The sequence below is a fragment of the Nonomuraea sp. NPDC046570 genome, assembly GCF_040645915.1.
Taxonomy (GTDB): domain Bacteria; phylum Actinomycetota; class Actinomycetes; order Streptosporangiales; family Streptosporangiaceae; genus Nonomuraea.
Window position 1 is genome coordinate 281,586 of record NZ_JBEYZF010000006.1, and the last position, 11,723, is coordinate 293,308.

The window sequence follows — 11,723 nt, forward strand, 5'->3', positions numbered from 1 at the left end:
CGGATTCTGTCGGTGGGGTGCGCTAGCTTCTGGATCGAACGTGCGTGCGAGAGGGAGGGTGGCATGACGACGGAGACCTTGGCCTCGGAGCGTTTTGAGAGGGCCGCCATGTTGGGGGTCGCGATGGCGGAGGAGACCAGGCGGCTGCTGCGGTCGCACCTCTCCTCGACGGCGCCCGACGCGGACGGCACGGTGCTGGTGGACGTTCCGTATCCGGATTCGGCCGTGCTGGAGGCCGTGCTCGATGTGGCCGCCGACTGTTTCGGCGAGCGTGGGGGCTCGGTTGAGGAGACGCGACAGGCCGCGCTCGACAGTCTGTTACAGCTCGCCGGGTTCGATTCTCGTTCGCAGCTGAACAGACAGGCCAGCTAACGTGCAGGTATGCGCGTTATTTCGGTGAATGTGGGCACCGCTGTCGATGCCGAGTGGGCGGGGAAGCTCAAACGCACGGCGATCGACAAGTCGGCCGTGACAGGCCGGGTCGAGGTGCGGGACAACGGGCTGGCCGGTGATGAGCGTGCGGACATGGCCAACCACGGATCTCCCGATCAAGCGGTGTACGCGTACGCCCGGGAGGACTACGACTGGTGGGAGGGCGAGCTCGGGCGGGACCTGCCTGACGGTCGCTTCGGTGAGAACCTCACCACATCGGGTCTCGACGTCAACGGGGCGATGCTGGGCGAGCGCTGGCGTGTCGGTACGGCACTGCTGGAGGTGACCGGGCCGCGCATCCCTTGTGTGGTGTTCCGTAACTGGCTCGGCGAGCCCGGCTGGCTCAAGCGCTTCACCCAGGCCGGGCGTCCTGGGGCGTACCTGCGAGTGGTCGAACGGGGGCACCTCGGTGTGGGAGACCCCGTCGAGATCGTCTCCCGGCCTGAGAGCGTCACGGTCGCGGAGTCCTTCAGGGCCTACCACGGAGACAAAGAGCTGATGCGCCGCATCCTGGCCGTCCCCGGCCACACGAGCACATGGGACCGGGCGGCCGAACGCGTCCTCAGGACCTGACATCCCTTGAGCTCAGAGCCTTTCCTCGATCCCGATGCCCGAGGGGTGGGGCTGGAACCAATGCAGACGCGGGCGCGCCGGCCCGGAGGGGACGCATCGGCGGTGGGTTGTGGCCCGGACGCGTTCCCGGCCTGTGGATGGGCCGGGAACGCGTCCGGGGGCAGGGCCGCCGGGGAGGGGACGGCCCTGGAGGGGACGGAAGGGCTCGCAGGGAGGCTTGCGGAGGCCCTGTAGGGCTTCCGAGGCCTCGTGTGGGTTAGCGGAGGATTCGGTAGAGGGCCGTGGTGAGGCTGGCCTTGGAGTCGTCCTGGTCGATGGACCACATCATGTAGCCGCCGAGGCCCTTCAAGCGGATGTACGCCGCCTTCTGGGTCACCGTCGCCGGGTCGTCGTAGGACCAGAACTCGTTACCGTCGTACAGCCACATCGTCCCGGTGCGCAGGTCCCTGAACCGCTTGCCGGGCTTGTTCACCAGGTCCTTGTAGTCCTCGGTGCCCGGACCCCACTTGCCGGCCGCGGGGCCGGTGGACGGCTTGAACAGGCCGTTGCCGCCGCCGGTCACGCCGGTCCAGCCCTGCCCGTACGCGGGGACGCCCACGACGATCTTGCGGGCGGGCGCGCCGAGGGACTGGTATTCGCGGACGGCCTTGTCGACGCTGAACTGCACCGGGTTGGGATCGCGGCGGTCGGTGAACAGGTTGCCGTTGTGGCCGGTCAGCGGGGACCAGGGGCCGTGCAGGTCATACCCCTGGATGGTGGCGTAGTCGAGCAGCTTGAAGACCTTGCGCACCTCGAACCCGGCGCTGATCTTGGCCGGGGCGGCGGGCAGGTAGGCGCTCATCAGGGAGCCCCGCTTGTGCGCATTCATCCGGGAGCGGAGTTCGGCGGCGAAGAGGGTGAAGTTCTGCTTGTCCTCGGGCCTGATGATGTTGCCGTCGGCGCCGGACGAGCCGGGCCACTCCCAGTCGAGGTCGATGCCGTCGAAGACGTCCGCGCCGGTGCCCTCGGGCGTGCCGGGGAGGTTGCCGCGCAGCCACATGTCGACGCACGACTGCGCCAGGCGCGAGCGCGACTCGGGGGTGAGCACGGCGTCGGAGAAGTACTTGGAGCCGGACCAGCCGCCCAGCGAGATCAGCACCTTGAGGTCCGGGTACTTGGCCTTGAGCTTGCGGAGCTGGTTGAGGTTGCCGTTGAGGGCCTGGCCGGGCTGGTCGGCGACGCCGTCGATGCTCTGCTCGGCGGGTACGGGGCGCTGCCAGTCGGCCCACGCGTCGGAGGAGATGCAGTCGCCTTCGGGGCTGACGAAGCCGAAGGCGTAGTTGACGTGGGTCAGCTTGGCCGCGGCCCCGCTGGTGTCCAGATCCTTGACGTGGTAGTTGCGGCCGTAGACGCCCCACTGGATGAAGTAGGCGACGCGCTTGAATCCGCGGTGGTCGGTCTGGGCTTCAGCGGGGACCGTGATCGCGGAGAGGCCGAGGGCTAACGCGACCAGGATGAGGAGCTTCTTCACGGGCGACTCCAGGGGGCTACTTATAGGAAACTTTCCTGTAAGTTGACCCGGATCGTAGGCCGGGGAGATCGGCCCGTCAATGGTCGGGGCACCCACCGGCGGGCGGCAGACTTGAAAGGTGCCTTCCACCCTCCCCGACGGGGACCCCGCGCCCGCCTCAGGCGAGCTGGCCGCCGCCGCGCTGGCCGGGCTCGGCGAGCGGCCCTTCGGCTTCTACGTGCACGTGCCCTTCTGCGTGACCCGCTGCGGCTACTGCGACTTCAACACCTACACCGCCGCCGAGCTCGGCCCGGGGGCCTCACACCGCGACTACGCGGACACGGCGATCGCGGAGGTACGGCTGGCGCGCCGCGTGCTCGGCGACGCCGAACTCCCCGTCCAGACGGTGTTCTTCGGCGGCGGCACCCCCACCCTGCTGCCCGCCGCCGACCTGGCCAGGATCCTGCGCGCGATCGGCGAAGAGTTCGGTCTGGCCGCGTCCGCCGAGGTCACGACGGAGGCGAACCCGGAGTCCGTCGACCCGAAATACCTGGACGAACTCCTGGACGGCGGCTTCAACCGGGTGAGCTTCGGCATGCAGAGCGCCCGCGAGCACGTGCTCCAGGTGCTCGACCGGCGGCACACGCCGGGGAGGGCGGCGCAGGCCGTACAGGAAGCCAGGCAGGCCGGGTTCGGGCATGTCAACCTGGATCTGATCTACAGCACGCCGGGGGAGTCCGACGACGACTGGCGGGCCTCGCTGGAGGCGGCGATCGCTGCGGGGCCGGACCACGTGTCGGCGTATTCGCTGATCGTCGAGGACGGCACCAGGCTGGCCGCCAGGATCAGGCGCGGCGAGCTGCCGATGCCCGACGACGACGTGGCCGCCGACCGCTACCTGATCGCCGACGCGATGCTGGCCGAGGCCGGTTTCGCCTGGTACGAGGTGTCCAACTGGGCCACCTCCGAGGCCGCGCGCTGCCGCCACAACCTGCTGTACTGGACCGGCGGCGACTGGTGGGCGGCCGGTCCCGGCGCGCACAGCCACGTGGGCGGCACCCGCTGGTGGAACGTCAAGCACCCGGCCGCCTACGCCCAGCGCCTGGCCGCGGGCACCTCACCCGCGCACGCGCGCGAAGTGCTCACCATGGAGGACCGCGAGGTCGAACGCCTGATGCTGGAACTCAGGCTCGTCTCCGGCTACCCCCTCGCGGACGTCGCCCCCTCCGCCCGTACGGCTGTCGCCGAGGCCCTCGGCAAGGGGCTGCTGGAGCCCGAGGCGTTCAAGGCCGGGCGCATGGTCCTGACGCTGGACGGGCGCCTGCTGGCCGACGCCCTGATCCGCGACCTCACCTGAACGCCGGTCTCAGTCCACCCACTTCACATTGATCGGGTAGCGGTAGTTCTCGCCCTTGTTGACGGCTATCGCGGCGATGATGTGGAAGATCAGCGAGACCAGCCACACCACCGGCAGCAGGAAGAAGCCGATCAGCACGAACGCCAGCACGAAACAGACCGTGTAGGCGATGAAGGTGAGGATCTGGAAGTTCAGCGCCTGAGCCGCCTGGTCGCGGACATAGGGTGCCTCGTCCTTCTTGACCAGGTAGAGAACCAGCGGGCCGACGAACCCGGTGACGACGCCGAGCAGGTGGGCGAGCATCGCCATCGTGGTGTCGTCACTGCCGGGCCGCGGCCCATAGGTGCCGGGCACGTACGGCTGCCGCGGCGCGCCGTAACCCGGCGGCGGGTAGCCCTGCGGCCCAGGCTGCCCGTAGGGCTGCTGGCCGTACGGCTGGCCGGGATAAGGCTGCTGTCCGGAAGGTTGCCCATACGGCTGTCCAGGAGGCGGGCCATAAGGCTGGCTCGGCGGCTGGCCGTAGGGGGCGCCGGGTGGGGGGCCGTACGGGCCGGAAGGCTGGGACCCGCTGCCAGGACCCTCCTGCGGACGGGCGGGGTCGTCGGGACGTTGGGGATGGTCCTCGCTCATGGCATCTCCTGGCCGCGTGGTTACCTTTCGAGGCTATCCCGCTTCGTCCTGACTCGTCGCGAAGTCGATCAACTGTTCCACCCGGCCGAGCAGTTCGGGCTCCAGGTCGGCGTAGGTGGACACCGAGCCGAGGATGCGCCGCCAGGCTTCGGCCGGTTCCATCCGCCAGCCGAGGGCGGCGATCACGCCCTCCTTCCACGGCACCCCCCGCGGCACCGAGGGCCAGGCGGGGATGCGCAGCACGGACGGCTTCACGGCCTGCCAGACGTCGATGTACGGGTGGCCGACGACCAGCACGTGCGGCGAGGTGACCCGCTCGGCGATGCGGCTCTCCTTGGAGCCGGGGACGAGGTGGTCGACCAGCACCCCGAGTCGGCGGCCCGGCTCGGGGCCGAACTCCTCGACGATCGCGGGCAGGTCGTCCACGCCCTCCAGGTACTCCACCACGACGCCCTCGACGCGCAGGTCGTGGCCCCAGATCTTCTCCACCAGGGCCGCGTCGTGGACGCCCTCGACGTAGATGCGGCTCTGCCGGGCCACCTTGGCGCGCAGGCCCTCGACCGCGATCGAGCCGGAGGCGCTGCGGCGCGGCGCGCGGGCGGCGGGCGCCGGCCGTACCAGGGTGACGACCTTGCCCTCCAGCAGGAAGGCGGCCGGTTCGAGTGGGAACAGCCGCCGTTTGCCGAAGCGGTCCTCCAGCGTGACGGCCTCCTTGTCGCAGGCCACCACCGCGCCGCAGAACCCGCTGTCCGCGTCCTCCACGACCAGGTCGGGCTCGGCGGCCACCTTGGGGATCGTCCCCCGTCCGGGTCGCCGCCAGTCGCCCGCAAGCACGTCACCGTCGTACATCGCTCACCTCATGGGGGACCGTAGCAAATCACCGTCCCATCGCGAGGCGCCTGCGGTGGCGGTTGCGCCGAACCAGGACGACCACGGTCACGATGATCGCGAAGATCACTCCCGCGACGGGCAGGGCGACCAGCATGACGGTGCCGCCGACGAGGCCGCCGACCGTGGAGGCGACCTCGCGGCCGACGCCGAAGGTGGTGTCGCCGCCGTCCGGGGTGGTGCAGCCGATCTCGTACTCGCCCTTGGAGGGGATGGTCACGGCCAGGATCAGGTACCACGACCTGCCGTTGACGGTGAGGGTCTGCGAGCCCGGTACGGCCACCAGCCTGCCCTGGCCGGAGCCGCCCTTGATCTCGCAGCGGTACTGCACGTCCTTGCCGGTCTGCAGGTACAGCGCGGGCTTGTCGGCCGGGTCGAGGACGACGCTCACGCTCTCGCCCGAGGCGAACGTCCTGGCGGGCGCGACCGCGTCGACGGTGCCGAGCACACCGTTGACGAACCCCACGACGCCCACGGCCACACAGATCACCGCGACCACCCAGCCGACCGCGATCCACCACGCGCGCGGCCTGACCTGCCGCCCGTCCACGGGCGCGGAGAACTGCGGCGCACCGTAGGGACCGGGCGCGCCGTAGTGCTGCTGGGCGCCGTAAGGACCGTGGGGCGGCGGCGGGCCGCCAGGAGGAGCCTGCCCGTAGGGCGGCTGGCCATAAGGCGGCGGAGGCTGGCCCTCCGATGGGGGCTGGCCGTAGGGCGGCGGCTGGCTGTAGGGCGGCTGGTGGTGCGGCTGAGCCGCCCAGGGGGGAGGCTGGCCGTGCGGCGGGAGGTCGTCCCGTGAGACGCGCCGGGTGGCGTCCTCAGGCGGAGGGTAGGAATCGTCGCTCATGTCCAGAATTGTGAGGCCGTGAAGGAGTAATTGGACAGATCACCTCGGCGAGCCGATGCCCAGTTCCCTGCGATGCGCGGCCCGCCTGCGCGCGATCAGTACGGTCGCGGTCGTGGCCCCCGCCACACAGACCCCCGGAACCCCGAAGATCAGCAGGTAGGGCAGCGTCCGGTCGGGCGTCGCGGTGGCCATCGCCACCGAGAACCGGGTCGCCTCCCCGGCGGTGACGGCGCACGTCACCTGGTACTCGCCCGCTGCCGGAACCTTGATCTCCAGAATCCGCTCCCACATCAGGCCCTCCCCGTAGGCCATCGGCCCCTTCACGGCGTCGTCCGTCGTCCCCCCGGCCACCGAACAGGTCTGCTCGGTGTCGAAGGGCGTGAGCATGTCGCGGTAGAAGCCGGGCCGCTCGGCCGGGTCCAGTTCCACGGTGACGCTCTGGCCGCCGCTGAAGGTGACGGCCGGCGGGGGGCCGACCAGGCCGCCGATCACGGTCGTCATCAGGGAGAACAGCCCGAACACGACGGTGCAGGCGCTGATCACGAAGGCCAGCGTCCAGGCGAGGACGATCCACCCGACGTTCGGACGGACCTGAGGCTGGGGCGTGAACACCGGCGGCGGGCCGTACGGGCCTGGGTATGGATATGTCATGACAGATAGTGTCGATCTTCGGGTTGCGCTTCGGTAGCAGGACGCTTGCCGGTGTTATCGCACCTTGTGGGCGGGAGCCGTACACTTGGCACTCGGGAACACAGAGTGCTAGGGCTGTCGTTTCCTCAAGGTAGAGGCAGGGAGGTGAGCACGTGCTCGACGACAGGAAGCTTGCAGTGCTGCGCGCCATTGTCGAGGACTACGTGTCCACCAACGAGCCCGTGGGCTCCAAGGCGCTCGCCGAGCGCCACAGCCTCAACGTCTCCCCCGCGACGGTCAGGAACGACATGGCCGCGCTGGAGGAGCAGGGCTACATCACCCAGCCGCACACCAGTGCGGGCCGGGTGCCGACGGACAAGGGCTACCGGCTCTTCGTCGACAGGCTTTCGCAGGTCAAACCGCTGTCGTCGGCCGAACGCCGGGCCATCGAGACCTTCCTGGCCGGCGCCGTCGACCTGGACGACGTGGTCATGCGCACGGTACGGCTGCTCGCGCAGCTCACCCGGCAGGTGGCCGTCGTGCAGTACCCGGCGCTGACCCACTCCACGGTGCGTCACGTGGAGCTGGTGCCGCTGAGCGACCGGCGCCTGATGTTCGTGCTGATCACGAACACCGGGCGGGTCGAGCAGCGGGTCGTCGAGCTGCCCGAGGTGATCGAGGACTCCCGCGTGGCGCACCTGCGCGCCATGCTCAACTCCTGCCTGGACGGGTGCGGCCTGAGCAGTGTCCCCGAGATGGTCGTGGACCTGCCCGAGCGGCTGCCCGTCGAGGACCGGCCGGTCGCGGCCACGATCCTGTCGGTGCTGCTGGAAACGCTGGTCGACCGGCACGACGAGAAGATCGTCTTCGCCGGTGCGGCCAATCTCGCGGGCGCCGACTTCACCACGGGCCTGCGCGACGTGCTCGAAGCGCTGGAGGAGCAGGTCGTGCTGATGCGCCTGCTCGGTGAGACATCCGGCACGCCCTCCGCGCTCACCGTCCGGATCGGGTCCGAGAACCCCTACACCGGACTCCGTGGCACATCCATCGTCGCGACCGGATACGGTTCTGGCGACAAGCAACTGGCCCGGCTGGGCGTGCTTGGACCGACGCGGATGGATTACCCGGTGACGATGGGCGCGGTGCGCGCCGTGGCACGCTACGTCAGCCAGATCCTGGCTGCTTCATAAGAGGGCGATAAGTGGCAAACAGCGACTATTACGGCACCCTCGGGGTGCGCCGTGACGCCAGTCAGGACGAGATCAAGAAGGCCTATCGCCGACTGGCCCGCGAGCTGCACCCCGACGTGAACCCCGACCCTGAGACCCAGGAGCGCTTCAAGGAGATCACCCAGGCCTACGAGGTCCTGTCCGATCCCAGCAAGCGGCAGATGTACGACCTGGGCGGCGACCCCTTCGGCGGAGCCGGCGCCGGCGCGGGTGCGGGCGGCTTCGGTGCCGGCTTCCCCTTCAGCGACATCATGGACGCCTTCTTCGGCAGCTCCGGCGCGTCGCGCGGGCCCCGCTCGCGAGCCCGCCGCGGGCGCAACGCCACCATCAGGGTGGAGCTCGACCTGAGCGAGTCGGCCTTCGGCACCACCCGCGAGCTGTCCGTCGACACGGCCGTGCTGTGCGAGGTCTGCACCGGCTCCGGCGCCGCGGCCGGCACCCACCCCGACACCTGCGACATGTGCCAGGGGCGTGGCGAGGTCTCCCAGGTGACCAGGTCCTTCCTCGGTCAGGTGATGACCTCCAGGCCATGTCCGCAGTGCGGCGGCTTCGGGTCGATCATCCGGCACCCGTGCCTGGAGTGCTCCGGCGACGGCAGGGTCCGCACCCGCCGTACCATCAAGGTCCGCATCCCCGCGGGCGTCGAGGACGGCACGCACATCCAGCTCGCCGGTGAAGGCGAGATCGGCCCCGGCGGCGGCCCGCCCGGAGACCTGTTCCTGGAGATCGTCGAGAAGCCGCACGAGATATTCGAGCGGCGCGGAGACGACCTGCACTGCACCGTCCAGATCCCGATGACGGCCGCGGCCCTGGGCACGATCCTGACCGTCGAGACGCTCGACGGCGCGGAGGAGATCGACGTGCGGCCCGGCACCCAGTCGGGGCAGGTCATCACGATGTACGGCAGGGGCGTGCAGCGGCTCAGCGAGACCGGCCGCGGCGACCTGCTCATACACGTCAACGTGGAGACGCCCTCGCGCCTCGACCAGGCGCAGGAGGAACTGCTGCGGCAGCTCTCGGTGCTGCGCGGCGAGGAGCGCCCGCCCGGCAAGTTCGCCCCCGGTCAGCAGGGGTTCTTCTCCAGGCTGCGAGACGCCTTCAACGGCCGATGAGCGTCCCGGTCTTCCTGGCCGACGATCTGGCCGGGGCGGAGATCGTCCTGGCCGGGCCTGAGGGGCGGCACGCGGCCGCCGTGCGCCGGATACGCGTCGGCGAGCGCGTCGACCTGACCGACGGCGCCGGTGCGGTGGCCGAGGGCGTGGTGCGCGAGGCGGGCAAGGATCGGCTCACGATCGAGGTGCTGGCCCGGCGGCAGGTGCCTGCGCCCCAGCCCAGGCTGGTGGTCGTCCAGGGGCTGCCCAAGGGCGACCGGGGCGAGCTGGCCGTGGAGATGATGACCGAGGCCGGGGTCGACGTGATCGTGCCCTGGGCGGCGGCCAGGTGCGTCACCCAGTGGAAGGCCGAGCGGGGGGCCAAGGCGCTGGCCCGCTGGCGGTCCACCGCGCGGGAGGCGGGCAAGCAGGCCCGCAGGTTCCACCTGCCCGAGGTGGCCGAGCCGGCCTCGACCGGTCAGGTGGCCAAGCTGCTGGAGAGCGCGGCGCTGGGTCTGGTGCTGCACGAGGAGGCCGAGGGGGCGCTGTCGGCGGCCGAGCTGCCGGTGAGCGGTGACATCGTGCTCGTCGTGGGGCCCGAAGGGGGTATCGCGGAGGAGGAGATCGCCGCGTTCACGGCGGCGGGAGCCGTACCGTCGCTGCTGGGACCGACCGTGTTGCGGACCTCCACGGCGGGGGTCGCGGCGGCTGCCGTGCTCAACGCGCGCACGGGGCGCTGGTAGTCCTCAGCCGCTGCTGAGCGGGCTGGGCGCCTCGGTGGGCGTGGGGGCGGGCGCGGAGTCCTCCGGCGGGCACTGCTCGATCGGGCAGGGGACACCGGCGTCCGACGGCGTCTCCGAGGGGGTGGGCGACGGGCTCGCCGACCCTGGGGGCGGACAGTCCGGAGGCGTGACCTCCTGGTCCGTCGGGCACGAGGTCGGCGTCGGTGTCGGGGTCGGTTTGGGTGTCGGCCCCCGGGAGGGTTTCAACGTCGAACCGGTCGTCGCGCCCGGCTCGGGCTGCCTGGTCGTCGGTACGGCCGTGATTATGGCGGGATCGGACTTGGGGACGGTCTGGCGTGGCGGCTCGGGCCTGGAGGTGGCGGACTTGTCCTTGGCGCGCTCGCTGCTGGAAACGTCCACCGGCTGGATGAACTGGTCCTGGACGTTCTGCCGCAGGCCGGGCACGACCATCACGATCGCGGCCGCCACGAGGACCGCGCCGCCCGCGGCGGCCCCGGCCCGCCACCAGAACAGGCCGCGCAGGCCGCGTCGCTCGATCCGGGCGCGGATGATCTCCAGTCCTTCGGGAGATGGCACCACCGCGTCCGCCTCCGCGCGGAGCACACGGCGCAGGATGTCACCGTGCTCGTCGGGTGGCTGGGTCATGACATCTTCTCCAGAACGGTCCGCAGAGCGGCCATGCCACGTGCTGTGTGGCTCTTGACGGCGCCCTTGCTGATGCCCATGGCGTGGGCGATCTCGGCTTCGGACAGATCACCGTAGTAACGAAGGACGAGTGCCTCTCTTTGTCGCGCGGGCAGGGTCCTGAGTGCCTCGATGACGGCTGAGCGCTCCAGCTCGCCGATCGCGCCGTTCTCGGCGCTCGGGGCGTCGGGCAGGCCCTTGGGAGCATACTTCTCGACGACCGCGCGGTGACGCAGCACGGAACGGGACCGGTTGACGACAGACTGACGCAGATAGGCGAGTGCTTTGTCGGGGTCACGCAGTCTGCGCCAGGCGCCGTGGATGGCGACGAACGCGTCCTGCACGACTTCCTCCGCGGTTGCCATGTCGCGAACGAGCAACACGGCGAGACGCACTAATGACCGAAAGTGCGCGCTGTAGAGCGCGGTCACGGCCATGTCGGCGTCCCACCCGACCTGCACCGCCCCCAGCGACCTGTCGGCCAGAAGGGTTTCGGTGGTCACATCAGTAGGACGCTCAGCCTTCCCAGAGGGTTTACGCTCTTCCGGTTCCTTAGGGGGCATGACCCAGTCGTGTCCTCGCCAGGTGGCCTCGCCCGACCCTGAATCGTCTTAGTTTTCGCTGAAGTGTCGCACACACACCCTAACCGCGAGGATCTTAGCTTGCACGGCACGACGGATTACCGATTGGCAACGGCGGCCGGCGGTAGGGTGCTGCCGTGACCGACTGTCTCTTCTGCAAGATCGTCGCCAAGGAGATCCCGGCCGAGTTGGTCCTGGAGACCGACCGGGCACTGGCCTTCCGCGACATCAACCCGCAGGCGCCGACCCACGTGCTGGTGGTCTCCAAGGAGCACCACGCCGACGCCGCCGCCCTGGCCGAGGCCGATGACGGCCTGGCCGACGACCTGCTCAAGGCCGCGCACGCGGTGGCCGTGCAGGAGGGGGTGGCCGAGTCCGGCTACCGGGTGGTGTTCAACACCGGGGCGGGCGCGGGGCAGACGGTCTTCCACGTGCACGCCCATGTTCTCGGCGGGCGAAGCCTGACCTGGCCGCCCGGCTGATATTGACGCGAGCTCAGAGGTCGTCCCCGGCTACCATGGCAGGAGAACACCCGACCGAGACCGGGAG

At 70.2% G+C, this 11,723-nt stretch carries 14 protein-coding genes; 7 read left to right on the forward strand and 7 right to left on the reverse strand.

The window, feature by feature from the left end; translation table 11 throughout:
• The first annotated feature begins 63 nt into the window (after positions 1-63).
• Both ABZ911_RS13130 and ABZ911_RS13135 read left to right on the forward strand, forming a co-directional pair.
• Positions 64-372: a hypothetical protein gene (locus ABZ911_RS13130; protein WP_358054756.1), complete on the forward strand. Its 309-nt coding sequence runs from the start codon at positions 64-66 to the stop codon at positions 370-372.
• Positions 373-381: 9 nt separating this feature from the next.
• Positions 382-1,005 (forward strand): MOSC domain-containing protein, encoded by a 624-nt coding sequence (locus ABZ911_RS13135; RefSeq protein WP_358054757.1) that lies wholly within the window; start codon positions 382-384, stop codon positions 1,003-1,005.
• Between the two features lie 256 nt (positions 1,006-1,261).
• Here ABZ911_RS13135 and ABZ911_RS13140 read toward each other — a convergent pair whose 3' ends face one another.
• Positions 1,262-2,515: a glycoside hydrolase family 18 protein gene (locus ABZ911_RS13140; RefSeq protein ID WP_358054758.1), complete on the reverse strand. Its 1,254-nt coding sequence runs from the start codon at positions 2,513-2,515 to the stop codon at positions 1,262-1,264.
• A gap of 118 nt (positions 2,516-2,633) precedes the next feature.
• Between ABZ911_RS13140 and hemW the strand changes: the two genes are divergently transcribed.
• Entirely contained in the window at positions 2,634-3,851 is a 1,218-nt protein-coding gene (hemW, locus tag ABZ911_RS13145) for a radical SAM family heme chaperone HemW (RefSeq protein ID WP_358054759.1), read from the forward strand.
• A 9-nt stretch (positions 3,852-3,860) separates the two neighbouring features.
• Here hemW and ABZ911_RS13150 read toward each other — a convergent pair whose 3' ends face one another.
• From ABZ911_RS13150 to ABZ911_RS13165, 4 genes are read right to left on the reverse strand one after another with little or no spacing between them, the layout of a single operon-like run.
• Complete coding sequence (locus ABZ911_RS13150; RefSeq protein ID WP_358054760.1) at positions 3,861-4,481, reverse strand: DUF4870 domain-containing protein; 621 nt, start codon at positions 4,479-4,481, stop codon at positions 3,861-3,863.
• 33 nt (positions 4,482-4,514) lie between these two features.
• Positions 4,515-5,330 (reverse strand): DUF3097 domain-containing protein, encoded by an 816-nt coding sequence (locus ABZ911_RS13155; protein WP_358054761.1) that lies wholly within the window; start codon positions 5,328-5,330, stop codon positions 4,515-4,517.
• Between the two features lie 28 nt (positions 5,331-5,358).
• Positions 5,359-6,216, reverse strand: a complete 858-nt coding sequence (locus tag ABZ911_RS13160; protein ID WP_358054762.1) for a hypothetical protein — start codon at positions 6,214-6,216, stop codon at positions 5,359-5,361.
• 39 nt (positions 6,217-6,255) lie between these two features.
• Positions 6,256-6,867 carry a hypothetical protein gene (locus tag ABZ911_RS13165; RefSeq protein WP_358054763.1) on the reverse strand — a complete coding sequence of 204 codons (612 nt, stop codon included), beginning with the start codon at positions 6,865-6,867 and terminating at the stop codon, positions 6,256-6,258.
• A 152-nt stretch (positions 6,868-7,019) separates the two neighbouring features.
• On the opposite strand from ABZ911_RS13165, the gene hrcA reads away from it, so the two are divergent.
• The 3 genes from hrcA to ABZ911_RS13180 are packed head-to-tail and all read left to right on the forward strand — an operon-like array spanning position 7,020 to position 9,909.
• Positions 7,020-8,036: a heat-inducible transcriptional repressor HrcA gene (hrcA, locus tag ABZ911_RS13170; RefSeq protein WP_358054764.1), complete on the forward strand. Its 1,017-nt coding sequence runs from the start codon at positions 7,020-7,022 to the stop codon at positions 8,034-8,036.
• Between the two features lie 11 nt (positions 8,037-8,047).
• On the forward strand, positions 8,048-9,187 hold the full coding sequence (gene dnaJ, locus ABZ911_RS13175; RefSeq protein ID WP_358054765.1) for a molecular chaperone DnaJ: 1,140 nt from the start codon (positions 8,048-8,050) through the stop codon (positions 9,185-9,187).
• The gene (locus ABZ911_RS13180) at positions 9,184-9,909 is read left to right on the forward strand and encodes a 16S rRNA (uracil(1498)-N(3))-methyltransferase (RefSeq protein ID WP_358054766.1); all 726 of its coding nucleotides are present in this window, start codon (positions 9,184-9,186) and stop codon (positions 9,907-9,909) included. The genes dnaJ and ABZ911_RS13180 overlap by 4 nt, the downstream gene beginning before the upstream one ends.
• A 3-nt stretch (positions 9,910-9,912) precedes the next feature.
• Here the strand turns inward: ABZ911_RS13180 and ABZ911_RS13185 are convergent, their stop codons facing one another.
• Both ABZ911_RS13185 and ABZ911_RS13190 read right to left on the reverse strand, forming a co-directional pair.
• Complete coding sequence (locus tag ABZ911_RS13185) at positions 9,913-10,554, reverse strand: hypothetical protein (protein WP_358054767.1); 642 nt, start codon at positions 10,552-10,554, stop codon at positions 9,913-9,915.
• Positions 10,551-11,030, reverse strand: coding sequence for a SigE family RNA polymerase sigma factor (locus ABZ911_RS13190; RefSeq protein ID WP_358054839.1), 480 nt, complete (start codon positions 11,028-11,030; stop codon positions 10,551-10,553). Before ABZ911_RS13190 ends, ABZ911_RS13185 begins: the two co-directional genes overlap by 4 nt.
• Before the next feature lie 281 nt (positions 11,031-11,311).
• Here ABZ911_RS13190 and ABZ911_RS13195 point away from each other — a divergent pair, with 281 nt between their 5' ends.
• Positions 11,312-11,656 (forward strand): histidine triad nucleotide-binding protein, encoded by a 345-nt coding sequence (locus ABZ911_RS13195; protein WP_358054768.1) that lies wholly within the window; start codon positions 11,312-11,314, stop codon positions 11,654-11,656.
• The last annotated feature ends 67 nt before the right edge of the window (positions 11,657-11,723 follow it).